The sequence below is a fragment of the Erythrobacter sp. JB1-7 genome (assembly GCF_057365015.1).
In genome coordinates, this window is the sequence record NZ_CP200291.1 from 1,529,687 (window position 1) to 1,545,651 (window position 15,965).

Here is a 15,965-nt window from a genome sequence, read left to right on the forward strand (position 1 = left end):
AGACAATGGCGATTTCGATGGGAGGCGGGGAAACCCCGATGTCCGACATCAACACCACGCCGCTGGTGGACGTGATGTTGGTGCTTCTGATCATCTTCCTGATCGCGGTTCCGGTGGCCATTCAGACGATTGAGAAACTGGAAGTTCCCGTTTTCCGATCCGAAGAATCCAAGGATAAGGTTGAAAACCTGCTGCTCACCGTCAGCACCACCGATGCCGCTGGCACGACCGCTGGCACGATCAACAGTGGTTTTGGCGGCGCGACTCGCACGGGCGAATGCCGCGTGTATTTCAACAATATCACCCCGGTGACTTCCGAAGAACTGCGCGATCAGGCGTTCAAACGGCTTGAGGCGATTGTGAACGCCTATCCGGGCGGCGCTGAGGCAATCATGCAGGATCTCGAAGCCATTCCGCAGGTCCACATCCGCGCTGACAAAGAAGCGCCGTGGAAATGCGTGGCGGGCGCGATCTTCAACGTGCAGGCTGCGGGTTATCCCACGGTTGGCTTTATCTCAAACCCGGTCGATCCGAACGGCTAAGCGCATTACCAAAGCGCTAAGAAATTTAAGGAGAATTTGACATGGGTATGTCCGGAGGCAAACTCGACGGCGAGCCGATGCTCGACATGAACATGACGCCGCTGATCGACGTTTTGCTCGTTCTGCTGATTATGTTCATCATCACCATTCCGGTGGCCACGCACTCGGTCGATATCGATCTGCCGCAGCCGCCCGTTAATCCGCCACCAGTGACTATCGAACCGGACAAGAACAAACTCTTGATCACGGTTGATGATACGCTTTTGTGGAATGGCGAGGCGATCACCGAAGGCGATCTCGTCTCGATCCTCGGTCAAACACTGACCATCTCGCCCGAGCCGGAGCTGCAATATGAGCCCGAAGCTCTCGCCAGCTATGACAAATCGGTCCGTGTGCTGAATATCATCAAAGGATCAGGTGTGACCAAATTCGGCTTCGTCGGGAATGAAAAATACCGGCAGTTCGGATCAGGCGGCGGCGAGTAATTCCCACGCATTGATCTGGTGAATAGCCAAATAGACAAACGCCGCCGGGAAACTGGCGGCGTTTTTGTTTTGGATGTTGGTGTTTCGAACCCGCATCCGCTGCTTCATCGGCCTTGCGGTCACTTCGCCACCGATTGGGATGGTGCCAACCCCCGCGGCCGGCGGCAGGGGAGCCGAGCGCGCTAATCCCCTTCCAGCGCGCGCGCCGTATCATCGGGACCGATCCGCATCGCTTCGCCTGCGAGGCTCTCTGCCTCCAGCAAAAGCTCATCATCCACCGCGCCTTGCGGCACCGCTTCGCGACCGATCATGGTCATCACCGGCACTGCGAGAGGCGAGACCCGGTCCAGTTCGACGTGCACCAATTCGCGCTGTGACCGCTCCAGCAGATCAGCCAGCCGCCCCACATCCGTCATCCGCGCGCGCGCATCGGCCCAGGCCGCTTCGAGCAGCACGTGATCGGGCTCATATTTCTTGAGCACATCGTAAATAAGATCGGTCGAGAACGTCACCTGCTTGCCCGTCTTCTTTTTGCCGGGATGCTGGCGCTCCACTAGCCCGCTGATAACCGCCACCTCGCGAAAAGCACGCCGCAGCAAATGGCTTTCGGTGACCCATTCGACAAATTCATGAGTCAGAATATCAGGCGACAGCAGCGGCGCGGGCTCTGTCACAGGCTTTAACCCCCACACCGCCAGACAATAATCATTCGCCACAAATCCGCCCGGCATCAGCCCGCGATCCTCCATCCGGCGCGTGATCAGCATGCCCAGCGACTGGTTCGCGTTCCAGCCTTCGAAGGTGTAATAGGTCGCATAATGCTTGCCGCCGTGGGGGAAGCTTTCGACCAGCAATTCGCCCGGCGCTGGCAGGCGGCTGCGGTAATCCTGCACTTCTAGCCATTCGCGTACATCATCGGGAAACCGCGCCCAGCCCGCACGGTCATCCAGCATCGCCTGCACCCGGCCTGCCAGATGCGCCGTGATCGGCAGCCGCAGCCCGCCATAAGAGGGGATCGTCGCGGACTTCTTGGCCGCGCGCACGATCACGTCCATGTCTTTGACGCTTTCCACCTCAAGGCTCATGCCGGCGAAAAAGAACGTATCGCCCGCAGACAATTGCGCGGCAAAGCGTTCCTCAACCTTGCCCAGCTTGCGCCCGTTTTTGAACCGCACGGTGAGCATTTCACTATCGACGATGATCCCGGCATTCATCCGGTGGCGCTGGGCCTGATTGGGATGCGCAAGCCGCCACACGCCCTGCTTGTCCCGCACTATCCGCTTAAACTTGTCATAGGCGCGCAGGGCATATCCGCCGTTCTCGACAAAAGCCAAAACGCGCGCCAACGCCGCCTCATCCACCCAGGCGAACGCCAGGCTGGAGCGGATTTCGGCCAGCAAATCATCCTCGTGAAACGGCGCAGCGCATGCGCAGGCCATGACATGCTGCGCGAGCACATCAAGGCCCCCTGCCCGAAAATCCTCGCCGTCGCGCTGGCCTTCATCGACCGCATCCTTGGCCGCCATCGCTTCGAGAAATTCAAACCTGTTGCCCGGCACCAGCACGGCCCGGCTGGCGGTATCAAGCCGGTGGCCCGCGCGACCAATGCGTTGCAGTAGGCGCGATGATCCCTTGGGCGCGCCCATTTGCACCACCAGATCAATATCGCCCCAATCGATCCCCAGATCGAGGCTGGCCGTGCACACAAGCCCGCGCAATTGGCCTGCCGCCATCGCATCTTCGACGCGGCGGCGCGCTTCTTTCGACAGGCTGCCATGGTGGACGCCAATAGGCAGATTATCCTCGTTCACATCCCACAGGCACTGGAAGATAAACTCAGCCAGAAAACGCGTATTGGTGAAGACAAGCGTCGTGCGGTTCGCCTTAATCGCCTCATACAATTGATCGACCGCCCAGCGCCCTGCATGCCCGCCCCACGGCACGCGCTGTTCTTGTGGTAGCAGGATTTCAAGATCAGGCTCTGCGCCCTTTTCCCCCAGCACCAGATCGGCGGCGCATATCTCGCCTGTGCCATCAGGTATTTGCGGGGAAAGCCATTCCTGAAAGCTCAAAGGATTGGCCAAAGTCGCCGACAGTGCGACCCGCTGCATATCGGGTGCGAGTGTCTGCAATCGCGCCAATGCGAGCGCCAGAAGATCGCCGCGCTTGCCCGTGGCAAAGGCGTGCACTTCATCAATCACCACTCGCTTGCACGTGCGAAACAGGTCGAGGCTTTCCGGGTAGGACAGCAGCAGCGACAAGCTTTCCGGCGTGGTCAACAGCACATGCGGCGGCTTGGTGCGCTGGCGTTTCTTGCGATCTGCCGATGTATCGCCGCTGCGCGTTTCGACGCGGATTGGCAGGCCGATCTCTTCGATAGGAGTGACAAGGTTGCGTTTTACATCATGCGCGAGCGCTTTGAGCGGGGATACATAGAGCGTGTGCAGGCCGTCCTCGGGCAGCGCTCTCTCGACAGGGGCAAAGTCGCACAGTGTCGGAAGAAACCCAGCGAGCGTTTTGCCTGCGCCTGTATCCGCGACCAGCAAAGCATCGCGCCCTTCGCGCGCTTTCGCCAGCATCTCTGTCTGATGGCGCCGCACACGCCACCCGCGCGCATCGAACCATTGCTGGATCGCGGGCGGTATTGCAGGAGCGGCGGTGTTTTGCGTTGTCACGGATGCGAGATGGGGCCGCGCCGCTCAAGCCGCAAGCGCGGATTAGCCAGCGTCAGCAGCCTCTTCGGTCGCTGCATCTTCCACCACGCCTTCTTCAGCGCTTTCATCATCCCAATCGGTGTTCCAGTCATCCTCTGGTTCGCTCACAGCCAGATCTTCGAGGCTAACTCCCAAGAGCGCGGACAATTGCTCTTTTTCCGCATCGTTCAGCGCGGAAAACTTGCGGCCTTCGGGATAGTCTTCAGCCAATTGGGCAAAGCTTTCCATCATGCCCGGCATCGCTTCCATGACCAGCGGCATCATCTCGTTCATGGCCGACATGACTTGCGGGTCGGCAAAGATCAAAAAGCTCTCCGCTGCGTATTTGCTGCCGACAGGCGTGGCGAAGTAAGCATCAAGATCAGCGAGCTCGCTATCCGTAAAGCGCACCGCATAAGCGCGCGCCAAACCGCTGCGATAGGCGGGTTCGATCTGGGTGGTGATGTCGCTCATCATATCGAGAGTGACCTGCGTCATCGCTGCATTGCGATCTGCCGCTTGCGGATCGAGCAGCGCGAGGGCCTCTGTCAGCTTGGCCTCTTCAACATCGGCGAAATCAAGCGGGCTAAGCCCTGTCAGCTTGCTCAGTGCGATGGCCGGTGTGCCGCCCATTTCGCCCATGATCCCTTCGAACATGGGAGCCATGCTTTCGTCCATCATCTTGGCATAGGTGCCTTCGGGAAACAGCTTGGTCACCACCGAACGGGCGGCAGGCACGCGCGCTTCCTGTTCGGGATCCAAGGGCTCTGCCGTGCCGAACATATCGCCGAACATGTTTCCAATGGCCGCGAATTCCTCCGCAGTGGGTTCATCACTGGCAACAGTTTGCGCAGCAGCAGGCACAGCGCTGAAAGCAAGCGCAAAGCCCGAAGTGGCAGCTAGGATGAAGCGTTTCATGGCAAGAGTGGTCCTTTATCTGATCCGGGTATTATGGCCGAGAGCTCGGGCGTTTGCCAGACCTATGCACTGCAAAAGCTCAACAGCACAAAAGCGCCAGCGACATAGAAAAAGCCGTATTTCTTGATCGGGTAGCGTTCGAAAAAGGTTTTGGTGTCGTCAGCGATTTTGGCGACGATTTCATCGCCCCAGTCATCGGGTTTTTCGTTGTCCTGCTCGGCCGGTTGCTCGAACACCTGCACTTGATCGGGAGTGTATTTGCCAGCGTGCGACCATTCCTCGTCAGGGTTGGGGTTGAGGCCGATCGGCGGCTCTGGTTCAGGCTCCGGCTCCGGCTCCGGTTCTGGCTCTGGTTCTGGTTCTGGTTCTGGTTCTGGTTCTGGTTCTGCGGGAAGTGCACTTTGCGCAGTCTTCGCGTAAAGTTCGGCAGCCAGCGGCCCAGGATGCTCCAGCGCGATCCCCTTGCGCTCCAATTCACGCTGGATTTCTGAGGCTAGAAACAGCGCTTTCTCGCGCGCTTCGGTCAATTCAGCAAAAGCTGAAATACGCATGGTTGCGCTATCAAGCTCTTCGCGTTTGACCGTGTAGGCGGCATGGATCGCGGCCTTGTCGCTCGTTTTTGACAGGCCCAGCGCGGACCACGGCCAGCCTTCTGACCCGCCTCCATTGGTTGCTGTTGTGTTCACCGCCATCCCCACATGTCAGTTACGGTTTGTGGATCTGCGATGCAATCATGCATGCTTCTTTGCACTGTGATAGGTCAAAGCCATCGCGATACAATGCCGCAACTCTGTTTCGGGGAAAGGCGCGTTCACATTGATCAGGACGGCGCGATTCCCCTCGAAACTCAACGTATCTGCATATAGATCGCGCCATTTTGCCACCAGATCGGTCTGGCAATGGACATACAGCGCAAAAACCTGCGTATTGCCGCGATGTGCATTGACGCGAATTGTCGTGCCTGAACCTGTCTTCTCAGTCAAAAATGCAGGTTCGTTCCATTTGAGCGTTTCAGTCAGCGGGCCGATTTCCGGCTCGCTTAAAGCCACACTCACGATAAGACCCCTCAGCCGCTCAAGGGCCGAACGCATTTGGGGGGGATGCGGTTCAAGCGCGGCTTCGAAAGGTGTCATATCGCAAAATGCCTTTCAGTGCCCAACGCTTTCCCCGCGTTCGAGGCCGGACAGCGCCAATTGCTCGTCAATCTGCGCCATCAAGCGATCGAGGCCTTCTGGCGTATCGCTTTCCGCGCGCGCGACCAGCACGTCCTGGGTGTTGGATGCGCGCAGCAGCCACCAGCCATCGGCGGTGTTGACGCGCACGCCGTCGGTTGCGTTGACTTCTTCGACCTGCGGGCCGGGATTGGTGGTGAGCCGCTCTGTCACCTCGGCGATAGCGGGGAACTTGCGCGCTTCATCCACCTGAAAGCGCATTTCGGGCGTGTTGAGCATATCAGGGATCGCGCCGCGCAATTCGGTCACCGATTTGCCCAGCCGCGCCGATGCAGCGAGCAGGCGCACACCGGCATACAGCGCATCGTCAAACCCGTAATATGTGTCGGCGAAAAACACATGGCCGCTCATTTCGCCAGCCAGCGGGGAACCAGTTTCCTTCATTTTGGACTTAATCAGCGAGTGCCCAGTCTTCCACATTAGCGGCTTTCCGCCATGGGCTGCGACATGGTCGAACAGTGCGCGGCTGGCCTTAACATCGGCAATGATTGTCGCGCCTTGGTGGGTTTTGAGGACATCTTCGGCGTAGATCATCAGCAATTGATCGCCCCAGATCACCCGGCCTTCGCCATCAATTGCGCCGATCCGGTCGCCATCCCCGTCAAAAGCCACTCCGAAATCGAGGTTCTTCTCCGCGACCAGAGCTCGCAAATCGGCCAGATTGGCTTCCACAGTTGGATCAGGATGGTGGTTTGGAAAATGCCCGTCAACGTCAGTAAACAGCAGATGATGCTCTCCGGGAAGCTTCGCGGCAAGCGCCTCCAGTGCCGGCCCCGCAGCACCGTTCCCCGCATCCCAGCCGACTTTGATACCTTCCAGGGCGGCGGGCTCTATTCCGACGAGACCCTCGAGCATGCGCTCGACATACTCGCTGAGGAGGCTGCGCTCGGATACGTTTCCGGTTCCCTCGCTCCAGTCCCCGGCAGCCGCGATTGCCCCGAGCTTCTGAATGTCTGCCCCAAAGAACGGACGGCCCTGAAATACCATTTTGAAGCCGTTGTAGTTGGGGGGATTGTGGCTGCCAGTTATCTGAATGCCGCCATCCACCTCATCGCTTGACGCCTCGGCGTAATACAGCATCGGGGTCGCGCTCATGCCGATGCGCACCACATCGCAGCCGCTTTGAGTGAGCCCTTCGACCAATGCCTCTTCCAGCATGGGTGAACTGGTGCGGCCATCATAGCCAACCGCCACGGTTTTGCCGCCTGCACGGCTGAGCAAAGTGCCAAAGCTGCGGCCGATCGCACGGGCATCATCCGCGCGCAGGGTTTCGTCGATAATCCCGCGAATATCGTATTCACGCAGCACGGTGGGATCGAATTGATGGCTCATAAACTGAAACGTCCTGTCTTTGGGTGTCTTTGTGTATCTTTTGCGGCCAATAGCATGCTGATCTTTCAGCTTTACCAATGGCGGATGCGACCCCTCAGATGCGCGTGAATTGTTTCAATCGCGTGTTCTAGGTGTGGTTCAGGGATGCGGGCCGGCCTCGTCGTCTTGATTGCTTGCAATGTCCGCGCCTGTATCGGGCAGCTCGCTCAAAAGCAGATCGCGCGCATCATTGGCATCATGAACCTGCGCATTGCTGCCGCCCTTATCCGGATGGACCATCGCGACCAGCCGTTTATGCGCGGCTTTGATATCGGCGCGGCTGGCGCCCTGCTCAACGCCCAGCAATTTGCGCGCGTTAAAGATCGCCTGTGAACGGGTCGGCTTGCCCATCAGACCCGCCCAAGGCCATTGACCCAGCGCATAACGATAGACGAACACCGCCAGACCCAGCAGAATTGCGAATTTTACCATGCGCTTATGCTAGCTCCATTTCATCAGCGCTGCGAGAAAATTCGGGCAGTTTCAGCTGTAGCAGAAGCGCGCGCAATTCCTGCCTTGCGATCAGATGGCTGGTACCAAGTTCGCCCAGATGCTTTTTATCGAGCAATGTAAGGCCCGATGGAAACAGCTCGCGGTAAATCACGCGTTCGGACAAACCTTTGGTCACGCGAAAACCGACGCGCTGCGACATTTCTTTTAAAGCCCGCTCAATCCGGCCCTGGTTGCGCGCTTCGACATGTCCGGTCCGATTGCGCACGACGATCCAGTCCATTTCGGGCCGCTCGTTTTTAAGCGTCACTTTGCTGCGCGTCATCCGCGCTTCCCATACCAGCTCGGCAAAGAAAGAGAGCTTTTTGACTTTGAACGTTTCCCCATCGACCTGCCCGATCAGATCGAAATCGACAAAGCTATCATTCAGCGGAGTAACCAGCGTATCGGCGTTTTCCACCGCCAGCCGGGCGAGCGGATCATCGCGGCCCGGATTGTCGATGATGAGAAAGTCGCAATCCTGCTCCAACCGCTCAATCGCGGCGAGCAGACCTTCTTTGCTGCCGCCTGCATAAACCTCGGCGGCAGGCGTGGGCAGATCAAGCCCGCGCCGGTTCATCGTCGTCACCCGGTTTTCCAGATAGCGAAACGTCGTGCGCTGGCGCGGATCAAGATCGAGCATGGTGACGCGCGCACCTTTGTAAGCGAGCGCGACCGCCACATGCACCGCCGTGGTGGATTTGCCCGTGCCGCCTTTTTCATTGGCGAACACGATCCTGTGGGCGGTGTTTGAAGCCGCGGTTTCCACGGCGGCTGCATGAGGCGTTGGAGCGGACCCGGTTTTCATCATTGTATAAACTCCGCTCAAAGGAATGTTGGGTTGCCAGCTTGTGAAGCAAGGCGGCGCTCGGTTAGAAGCATATGGCATTTTATCCAAGGGGAGGGCCGGGTGCAAACTGCGCATAAACTGGATGTGTTGAGAACGCAGATTGGCGCGCTGCGCGGCAAGGCAGGACAAACAGGGAAAAGCGGGCGCTCCACTATTGGTCTGGTGCCGACTATGGGCGCTTTGCATGATGGGCATTTAACTCTGGTGCGCCGCGCGCGTGAGGCATGCGATCATGTCGCGGTATCCATCTTTGTGAACCCCACGCAATTTGGCCCGAATGAAGACCTCGATGCCTATCCGCGCCAATTGGCAGAAGACGCCGCCATGTTGGAGGCGGAAGGATGCGCATTGTTGTGGGCACCCGAACCCGGCGCAATGTATCCCGGCGGCGCGGCCGATTTCGCCACCAGCATTTCGGTTTCCGGCGTATCAGACGGGCTGTGCGGCGCGGATCGGCCCGGCCATTTCGATGGGGTGGCAACGGTGGTTTGCAAATTGTTCAACCAAGTGCAGCCCGACATGGCCTTTTTTGGCGAGAAGGATTTTCAGCAGCTCGCCGTGATCCGCACCATGGCCCGCGATCTTGATCTCACTTTGCCCCATGCAGACCAGATCATGGGTGTTCCCACCGTGCGCGAGGCGGATGGCCTCGCCATGTCGAGCCGCAATCGGTATTTGTCAGACACCGACCGGGCAGCCGCAGCCGCTTTGCCCCGCGCAATGAAGGCGGCCATTTCGGATATGGAAAGCGGCGGCGATGTGGCCCGTGCGCTCACCCAATTGCAGCAGGCATTGGTAGAGGCTGGTTTTGCGAGTGTCGACTATGCCGTGCTGGCGGATGCCGCATCGCTTGCACCGATGGGCACCCTTTCCCACGCGCCCGCCCGCCTGCTGGTCGCAGCGCGCATTGGCGGCACGCGCCTGATTGACAATATGGCGGTGGGCTAAGGGTCTATAGTTGGGGCTGCGGCGTCCGCCGCCGTCACCCGGCACGGCAATTGGACAAACCTCATCGTTGACGAAACCGCTTAAATCATGCCAATGGCGCTGCCTACCACGGTCGCGGGTATAGCATAGTGGTAATGCTCCAGCCTTCCAAGCTGGCTAGGGGGGTTCGATTCCCCCTACCCGCTCCACCGCGTTGCCAGTCCGGGCTTCGCTCACCACCCCTTTCGAGATGCAACGTGCCCTTTATGGGCCGCAAGACATGCTTTGGTTGATGGCCGAAAAGCGGGGTTGTTTTGTGCGGTGCAACGTCTAGCTGCACTGGAATGCGCACTCTCACACATCTTGAACGCCTCGAAGCCGAGAGCATTCACATTTTTCGCGAAGTCGTGGCTGAAGCTGAAAAGCCGGTTATGCTTTATTCGGTCGGCAAGGATTCGTCCGTCATGCTGCATCTGGCACGCAAGGCGTTCTATCCCTCGCCGCCGCCTTTCCCCATGCTGCATGTTGCATCGGGTTGGGATTTTCAGGACCTGCTCGATCACCGCGACAAGACGGTCAAAGAATACAATCTTGAACTGATCGTTTCGCAAAACGAAGACGCGGAAGAACAAGGCATCAATCCGTTCGACACTGGCAGCGCGCTCTATTCACAAGCGCAGCTGACCGATCCGTTAAAGCGCGCACTGACCCAGCACGGATTTGACGCGGCCTTTGGCGGCGGGCGGCGTGATGAGGAAAAAGCGCGCGCGAAAGAGCGTGTGTTTTCGTTCCGCACAGCATCGCACCGCTGGGACCCAAAGAACCAGCGGCCCGAGCTGTGGAACCTCTACAATGCGAAGAAGAACAAGGATGAAAGCATCCGCGTCTTCCCGATCTCGAACTGGACCGAGCTTGATATCTGGCAGTATATTGCGCTCGAAAAGATCGACATTGTCCCGCTTTATCTGTCGCAAAAACGCCCCACGGTGGAGCGTGATGGCATGATCCTTGTGGTCGATGATGACCGCTTCCGCTTTGAAGAGGGCGAAAAGCCTGTCGAACGTTCGGTCCGTTTCCGCACTCTGGGCTGCTATCCGCTGACAGGCGCGACGGAAAGCGATGCGACCGATATGAACCTCATCATTCAGGAAATGCTGCTGGCCACCGGCTCCGAACGTCAGGGCCGCGCGATTGACAAGGGGCAGTCCGCCTCGATGGAAGACAAGAAACAAGAGGGGTATTTCTAATGACCACTCAAGATTCCAGCTTCCAGGTCGACAGCCTCATCGCAGAGGATATCGACGCCTATCTCGATCAGCATCAGCACAAGAGCCTGCTGCGCTTCATCACATGCGGCAGCGTGGATGATGGCAAATCAACCCTGATCGGGCGGCTTTTGTACGATTCCAAAATGATCTTTGAAGATCAGCTCGCCAATCTTGAAGCGGACAGCAAGAAAGTCGGTACGCAAGGCGAAGAGATTGACTTTGCGCTGCTCGTCGACGGGCTGGCCGCAGAGCGCGAACAGGGCATCACGATTGATGTTGCCTACCGGTTTTTCACCACCGAAAAGCGCAAGTTTATCGTCGCGGACACTCCGGGGCACGAACAATATACGCGCAATATGGTCACCGGCGCATCCACCGCTGACCTGGCCGTTATCCTTGTCGATGCGCGCAAAGGCGTGCTGGTGCAGACGCGGCGGCATTCTTATCTGACGCATCTTTTGGGCATCAAACATCTGGTGCTCGCAGTGAACAAGATGGATCTGGTTGATTACGATCAGGCCACTTTTGACGCCATCGTCGACGATTACCGCGCCTTTGCCAAAGAGGTCGGGATCGAAGAATTCACCGCGATCCCGCTTTCCGGGTTCAAGGGTGACAACATCACCACCGCCCCGTCTGCGAACACGCCGTGGTATGGCGGCCCTTCGCTGATCGAACATCTTGAGACGGTCAAACTGGCAAATGAAGCCGCTCAATCGCGGTCTTTCCGCATGCCGGTGCAATGGGTGAACCGCCCAAATCTCGATTTCCGCGGCTTTGCCGGACAAATCTCCAGCGGCACCATCAAACCGGGCGATGGCGTGCGCATTGTGCCTGCGGGCAAGACCAGCACGGTGAAAACCATTGAGACCTTTGACGGCCAGCTGGACGAAGCGGTCGCAGGGCAATCGGTAACGATCACTCTCAATGACGAGGTAGATTGCAGCCGGGGCGATGTGATCGCCGCCGCTGATGATCCGCCAGAGGCTTCCGATCAATTCTCCGCGACCATCGTCTGGATGGATGAAACCGCGATGAAGCCGGGGCGCGGATACTGGATGAAGCTGGGCAGCCAGATGGTCACCGCGACCGTCCAGCCGCCCAAGCACGAAGTGGATGTGAACACTTTCGATCACCTCGCGGCCAAAACGCTTGAGCTCAATTCGATCGGCGTGTGCGAATTTGCGACCGACAAACCGATCACATTTGAACCCTATGACACCTCGCGTGCACTGGGCGGGTTTATCCTGATCGACAAATTCACCAACGCCACTGTTGGCGCCGGGATGATCGATTTCTCGCTTCGCCGGGCGCAAAACGTGCATTGGCAGCCGACTTCAACATCGCGCGAAGAACATGCGCTGATGAAGAACCAGACCCCGCGTGTCCTGTGGTTCACCGGGCTTTCGGGTTCGGGTAAATCGACGATTGCCAATGAGGTGGAAAAACAGCTGGCGATCATGAACCGCCACACCTTCCTGCTCGATGGCGACAATGTGCGTCACGGCCTGAATAAGGATCTTGGCTTTACCGAGACTGATCGGATCGAGAATATCCGCCGGATAGGCGAAGTGGCCAAGCTGATGACGGATGCGGGGCTGATCGTGCTCACCGCGTTTATCTCGCCTTTCCGGGCAGAGCGGCAGATGGTGCGCGATATGCTGGGCGATGCTGAGTTTATCGAGATTTTCGTCGATACCCCGCTGGATGTTGCGGAAAAACGCGATGTGAAAGGGCTTTATAAAAAGGCGCGGGCCGGTGAGCTTAAAAACTTCACCGGGATCGACAGCCCGTATGAAGCGCCCGAAAACGCGGAAATTACCGTGAATACGGTCGATATGACCCCGGTTGAGGCGGCGGAATATATCATCAAACAGATCCTGCCGCTGAAATGAGCGAGGCGATGAACTCAGCCGCCGATATGACCGATGCACAGCTTGCGGCGCATCTTGCCGAAGTGGCGGGCCGGATCCTGCTCGATGTGCGCAGCTCGGGCATGTTTGAAGGCAAAGCTTTGGGCAAAGCTGGCGATGCGACCGCGAATGAATTTTTGTGCCACGCTCTGCGCGCTGCGCGCCCGGATGATGGGCTTTTGTCCGAAGAGGAAAAGGACGATACCGCGCGCTGCTCGATGAGCCGGGTGTGGATTGTCGATCCGGTCGATGGCACCCGCGAATATGGCGAGCAGCGGTCTGATTGGGCAGTGCATGTCGGGCTGGCGATTGATGGCGCTGCGCATACGGGCGCTGTGGCATTGCCGGGTTTGGACGGGGGCACCATCCTTCGAACAGACCAGATAACAGACCTTAAACCCGCAGCCGATGCGCCGCGTTTCCTGGTCAGCCGCACGCGCCCCGCCAAAGAAGCGGTCGCGGTGAGCGAGGCGATGGGCGGCGAACTGGTCGGCATGGGCAGCGCGGGCGCAAAAGCGATGGCCGTGGTGCGCGGCGAGGCGGAGATTTACCTCCATTCAGGCGGGCAATATGAATGGGACAGCTGCGCGCCTGTCGCAGTGGCTCAGGCCTTTGGCCTGCATTGCAGCCGAATTGACGGATCACGGATCCGCTATAACCGCGAAGACACGTATCTGCCCGATCTGCTGATTTGCCGCCCCGAATATGCGGACAAAGTGCTGGAACTAGTCGCCGCTCTCGACTGACGCGTCCTCTCCGGATGCCGCCTCAGATGGAGGAGGCGCGATTTCGTCTTCGGGCGGGATCAGTATCTCAATCTCCACCCGCCGATTGGCTTTCCGGCCTGCTTCATTGGGAGAGCCATCGGGCAAAGCGTTGGGCTGGGCCGGGTTCTGTTCACCGAACACGATCACTTCGATGCGGTCATCCTTCACGCCCTGATCGATCAGCCAACCTGCCACGGCCAACCCGCGCGCTTCTGATGCGTCTTCATTGGCTTTGTCAGTGCCGGCCGAATCGCTGTGAGCGCGCAATATGATAGGCCCGCCAAACTCGATCTGCGGGGAAGCAATCACCTTTTCAAGCTCTCCCACCGCATCCGCATCAAGCGCTTCATCTCCATCGGGAAATCCGATGGTCACTTTAAGCGGATCAAATGTCTCGGCCCGCTCCTCGGGCGTCGAAACCTCGGACCGCAGGATCGACACCGCGCCGGTTTCTTCGGCCTCTGGTGCGGTCTGATCGGAACCGGCAGGTTGGTCGGCATCCGAAGCGCGGCGCTGATCGCACGCCGAAACGGCCAGCAAAGCGGTCAAAACAAAAGCGGTTGATGCAGATTTCATCATGGGCTGGCGAGTGTCCTTTGGTGCCATTTTATGCGGTTTGTGCGCCCGATGCGGCGCTGCTGCCCGGTTTTGGGTCGGGTTTTTCGGCGGGTTTGCCCTCGGGGTTTTTCAACTGCGGCGGCAAGAATGAAATGATGGTATCGCCCGCGCGCGGTTCGGGCCTTGCGGCATGGGTGAAGAAGCGCAAAGCGCCATCAGCGCGCACCAGCAACAGCATATTGGCGCTGTCTGGCAGTTTTTCCTGCGCTTGTTCAAAATCGAACTCTTCAGACAGTTTGGTCTTGCGGAAAACCCATCCTGCCAATTGACGATCATTCACGTCATTCACGCCAAAGCCGCTTTCAAACAAAGCGCGCCCGCGAATGCTCATCGGCAGCGCGTGGCGGTCTTCTTCATCCGCGCTTTCGCCCAATTGATAGACGCTGTCGCGGCCGATTTCATGCGCGAATTCATTGCAAACCAGCGCATTATACGCCTCGTTATCGGTGGCAGCGACAAGCACCTGAAAAGGCGAGAGATCCAAATTGTGTTCGGTTGCCTCGTTCAGGATTTCGCCGTGATAAAATGGCAGCCCCTCGCGCCTCGCAGCGCCCAGTTTCTGCCACGAGGAATCGACCACCATGACAGGCGTTTTGAGCGCTTTCATTTCCTGAGCCAGTGCAATCGTCCAAGGCGTGGAGCCCACGATCAGCAGGCCGGGCCGCGATGTGCCTTTCACCCCCAGCCAGCGCGCAACAGGTTCAATGGTAAAGCCATGCGCAATCACCGTGATAACGACCACGGCAAAGCTGAGCGCGGTGAGCAATTGCCCGCCTTCGATGCCAAGATCACCCAAACGCAGCGCGAACAGGCCCGAAATTGCAACAAGCACAATACCGCGCGGCGCGATCCAGGCGACAAACAAACGCTCATTCCACGGGACATTGGTGCCAATAAGGCTGATGAGGACAGTCGCGGGGCGGACGAGGAACAGCAGCGCTAGCAGGAAAGCGAGCAGGCGCTGCCCCACTTCCTCGCGCGGGTCGAGATAGGCCAATTCCTCCCATTTGAGCGAGGAGGCAAGCAGGATGAAAATGCCCGATACCAGCAGGATCGCGATGTTTTCCTTGAACGGATGAATAGACCGGATGCTGGCGACATCCCGGTTGGCCAGCGTGATGCCCATCACTGTTACGGCAACAAGGCCCGCTTCGTGCTCGATCGCATTGGTCGCCACAAACACCGCGATGACCATGGTGAACAGGACGGGGACTTTAAGAAATTCAGGGATAGCCCCGCGCGGGAACAGATAGACCACCAGACGCGCTGCGGCATAACCCACCAGCCCTGCGAGGATCGCCGCGATGATAAGCGGGGGGACCACTTCAAAGATCGACGCTTCGGGGAAATCCTGCCGTCTGCGGAAGAACTCATAGGCGATAACCGCGCACAATGCGCCGGTCGGATCGTTGACGATCCCTTCCCATTTCAGGATCGAATTGGGCCGGGTTTGGATATTCGATTGGCGCAGCAGCGGGATCACAACCGTTGGCCCTGTCACAATCAGAATGCCGCCGAACAACACCGCGACGGGGAATTGCAGCCCGGCAATGTAATAACACGCCGCAGCGCCCAGCGCCCAGCCAACGGCGACCCCGATGGTCGCCAATCGCCACACCGCGCTGCCTGAATGTTTAAGCTCTCTTAGATCGAGGCTTAATCCCCCTTCGAACAGGATCAGCGCCACGCCGACGCTGATCATCGGCTCCAGCACATCTCCAAAAGCGATCGTGGGATCAATCAGGCCTGTGACAGGCCCAGCAAGAAAGCCAGCGGCCAGCATCAGGACAATCGCGGGATAGCCAGTGCGCCAGGCGATCCATTGCGCGCCAATACCCAGCGCGCCCACAGTCGCGATCACAAGTGCCTGGCTTTCCATTTAGAGTTTTCGC

At 58.5% G+C, this 15,965-nt stretch carries 15 protein-coding genes and 1 tRNA gene; 7 read left to right on the top strand and 9 right to left on the bottom strand.

Features of this window, described 5'->3' with window-relative positions:
* The first annotated feature begins 5 nt into the window (after positions 1 to 5).
* The gene (locus AC0V6W_RS07400) at positions 6 to 542 is read left to right on the top strand and encodes an ExbD/TolR family protein (protein ID WP_486148642.1); all 537 of its coding nucleotides are present in this window, start codon (positions 6 to 8) and stop codon (positions 540 to 542) included.
* A 41-nt stretch (positions 543 to 583) separates the two neighbouring features.
* A complete protein-coding gene (locus AC0V6W_RS07405; RefSeq protein WP_486148644.1) occupies positions 584 to 1,027 on the top strand; it encodes an ExbD/TolR family protein in 444 nt (147 codons plus the stop codon).
* 182 nt (positions 1,028 to 1,209) lie between these two features.
* Here the strand turns inward: AC0V6W_RS07405 and AC0V6W_RS07410 are convergent, their stop codons facing one another.
* The 7 genes from AC0V6W_RS07410 to AC0V6W_RS07440 form a co-directional block, all read right to left on the bottom strand.
* A complete protein-coding gene (locus tag AC0V6W_RS07410; RefSeq protein WP_486148646.1) occupies positions 1,210 to 3,702 on the bottom strand; it encodes a ligase-associated DNA damage response DEXH box helicase in 2,493 nt (830 codons plus the stop codon).
* Positions 3,703 to 3,744: 42 nt separating this feature from the next.
* Positions 3,745 to 4,638: a DUF2059 domain-containing protein gene (locus AC0V6W_RS07415; protein ID WP_486148648.1), complete on the bottom strand. Its 894-nt coding sequence runs from the start codon at positions 4,636 to 4,638 to the stop codon at positions 3,745 to 3,747.
* Positions 4,639 to 4,700: 62 nt separating this feature from the next.
* Positions 4,701 to 5,324, bottom strand: coding sequence for a hypothetical protein (locus tag AC0V6W_RS07420; RefSeq protein ID WP_486148650.1), 624 nt, complete (start codon positions 5,322 to 5,324; stop codon positions 4,701 to 4,703).
* A gap of 45 nt (positions 5,325 to 5,369) precedes the next feature.
* The gene (locus AC0V6W_RS07425) at positions 5,370 to 5,771 is read right to left on the bottom strand and encodes a DUF1801 domain-containing protein (protein ID WP_486148652.1); all 402 of its coding nucleotides are present in this window, start codon (positions 5,769 to 5,771) and stop codon (positions 5,370 to 5,372) included.
* Positions 5,772 to 5,786: 15 nt separating this feature from the next.
* Positions 5,787 to 7,202, bottom strand: coding sequence for a phosphoglucomutase/phosphomannomutase PgmG (pgmG, locus tag AC0V6W_RS07430; protein ID WP_486148654.1), 1,416 nt, complete (start codon positions 7,200 to 7,202; stop codon positions 5,787 to 5,789).
* 138 nt (positions 7,203 to 7,340) lie between these two features.
* Positions 7,341 to 7,673: a J domain-containing protein gene (locus AC0V6W_RS07435; RefSeq protein ID WP_486148656.1), complete on the bottom strand. Its 333-nt coding sequence runs from the start codon at positions 7,671 to 7,673 to the stop codon at positions 7,341 to 7,343.
* A 4-nt stretch (positions 7,674 to 7,677) separates the two neighbouring features.
* On the bottom strand, positions 7,678 to 8,538 hold the full coding sequence (locus AC0V6W_RS07440) for a division plane positioning ATPase MipZ (protein WP_486151496.1): 861 nt from the start codon (positions 8,536 to 8,538) through the stop codon (positions 7,678 to 7,680).
* 102 nt (positions 8,539 to 8,640) lie between these two features.
* On the opposite strand from AC0V6W_RS07440, the gene panC reads away from it, so the two are divergent.
* The 5 genes from panC to AC0V6W_RS07465 all read left to right on the top strand — a co-directional run bounded on the left by panC (position 8,641) and on the right by AC0V6W_RS07465 (position 13,434).
* On the top strand, positions 8,641 to 9,528 hold the full coding sequence (gene panC / locus AC0V6W_RS07445) for a pantoate--beta-alanine ligase (protein WP_486148658.1): 888 nt from the start codon (positions 8,641 to 8,643) through the stop codon (positions 9,526 to 9,528).
* Positions 9,529 to 9,642: 114 nt separating this feature from the next.
* A tRNA-Gly gene (locus AC0V6W_RS07450) sits at positions 9,643 to 9,716 on the top strand.
* Between the two features lie 135 nt (positions 9,717 to 9,851).
* A complete protein-coding gene (cysD, locus tag AC0V6W_RS07455; RefSeq protein ID WP_486148660.1) occupies positions 9,852 to 10,754 on the top strand; it encodes a sulfate adenylyltransferase subunit CysD in 903 nt (300 codons plus the stop codon).
* Positions 10,754 to 12,670, top strand: a complete 1,917-nt coding sequence (gene cysN / locus AC0V6W_RS07460; protein ID WP_486148662.1) for a sulfate adenylyltransferase subunit CysN — start codon at positions 10,754 to 10,756, stop codon at positions 12,668 to 12,670. The genes cysD and cysN overlap by 1 nt, the downstream gene beginning before the upstream one ends.
* Positions 12,671 to 12,696: 26 nt before the next feature.
* Entirely contained in the window at positions 12,697 to 13,434 is a 738-nt protein-coding gene (locus AC0V6W_RS07465) for a 3'(2'),5'-bisphosphate nucleotidase CysQ (protein WP_486151498.1), read from the top strand.
* Here AC0V6W_RS07465 and AC0V6W_RS07470 read toward each other — a convergent pair.
* Entirely contained in the window at positions 13,414 to 14,034 is a 621-nt protein-coding gene (locus AC0V6W_RS07470) for an OmpA family protein (RefSeq protein ID WP_486148664.1), read from the bottom strand. The genes AC0V6W_RS07465 and AC0V6W_RS07470 overlap by 21 nt on opposite strands.
* Before the next feature lie 28 nt (positions 14,035 to 14,062).
* On the bottom strand, positions 14,063 to 15,952 hold the full coding sequence (locus AC0V6W_RS07475; RefSeq protein ID WP_486148666.1) for a cation:proton antiporter: 1,890 nt from the start codon (positions 15,950 to 15,952) through the stop codon (positions 14,063 to 14,065).
* Positions 15,953 to 15,965: the final 13 nt, after the last annotated feature.

Excerpts from the sequence above, each read along its gene's own strand:
- cysD (WP_486148660.1), top strand. The coding sequence starts at position 9,852 with ATGCGCACTCTCACACATCTTGAACGCCTCGAAGCCGAGAGCATTCAC.
- AC0V6W_RS07475 (WP_486148666.1), bottom strand. The coding sequence starts at position 15,952 with ATGGAAAGCCAGGCACTTGTGATCGCGACTGTGGGCGCGCTGGGTATT.
- AC0V6W_RS07440 (WP_486151496.1), bottom strand. The coding sequence starts at position 8,538 with ATGAAAACCGGGTCCGCTCCAACGCCTCATGCAGCCGCCGTGGAAACC.
- AC0V6W_RS07400 (WP_486148642.1), top strand. The coding sequence starts at position 6 with ATGGCGATTTCGATGGGAGGCGGGGAAACCCCGATGTCCGACATCAAC.
- cysN (WP_486148662.1), top strand. The coding sequence starts at position 10,754 with ATGACCACTCAAGATTCCAGCTTCCAGGTCGACAGCCTCATCGCAGAG.
- pgmG (WP_486148654.1), bottom strand. The coding sequence starts at position 7,202 with ATGAGCCATCAATTCGATCCCACCGTGCTGCGTGAATACGATATTCGC.
- AC0V6W_RS07405 (WP_486148644.1), top strand. The coding sequence starts at position 584 with ATGGGTATGTCCGGAGGCAAACTCGACGGCGAGCCGATGCTCGACATG.
- AC0V6W_RS07425 (WP_486148652.1), bottom strand. The coding sequence starts at position 5,771 with ATGACACCTTTCGAAGCCGCGCTTGAACCGCATCCCCCCCAAATGCGT.
- AC0V6W_RS07465 (WP_486151498.1), top strand. The coding sequence starts at position 12,697 with ATGACCGATGCACAGCTTGCGGCGCATCTTGCCGAAGTGGCGGGCCGG.
- AC0V6W_RS07435 (WP_486148656.1), bottom strand. The coding sequence starts at position 7,673 with ATGGTAAAATTCGCAATTCTGCTGGGTCTGGCGGTGTTCGTCTATCGT.
- AC0V6W_RS07415 (WP_486148648.1), bottom strand. The coding sequence starts at position 4,638 with ATGAAACGCTTCATCCTAGCTGCCACTTCGGGCTTTGCGCTTGCTTTC.
- AC0V6W_RS07470 (WP_486148664.1), bottom strand. The coding sequence starts at position 14,034 with ATGATGAAATCTGCATCAACCGCTTTTGTTTTGACCGCTTTGCTGGCC.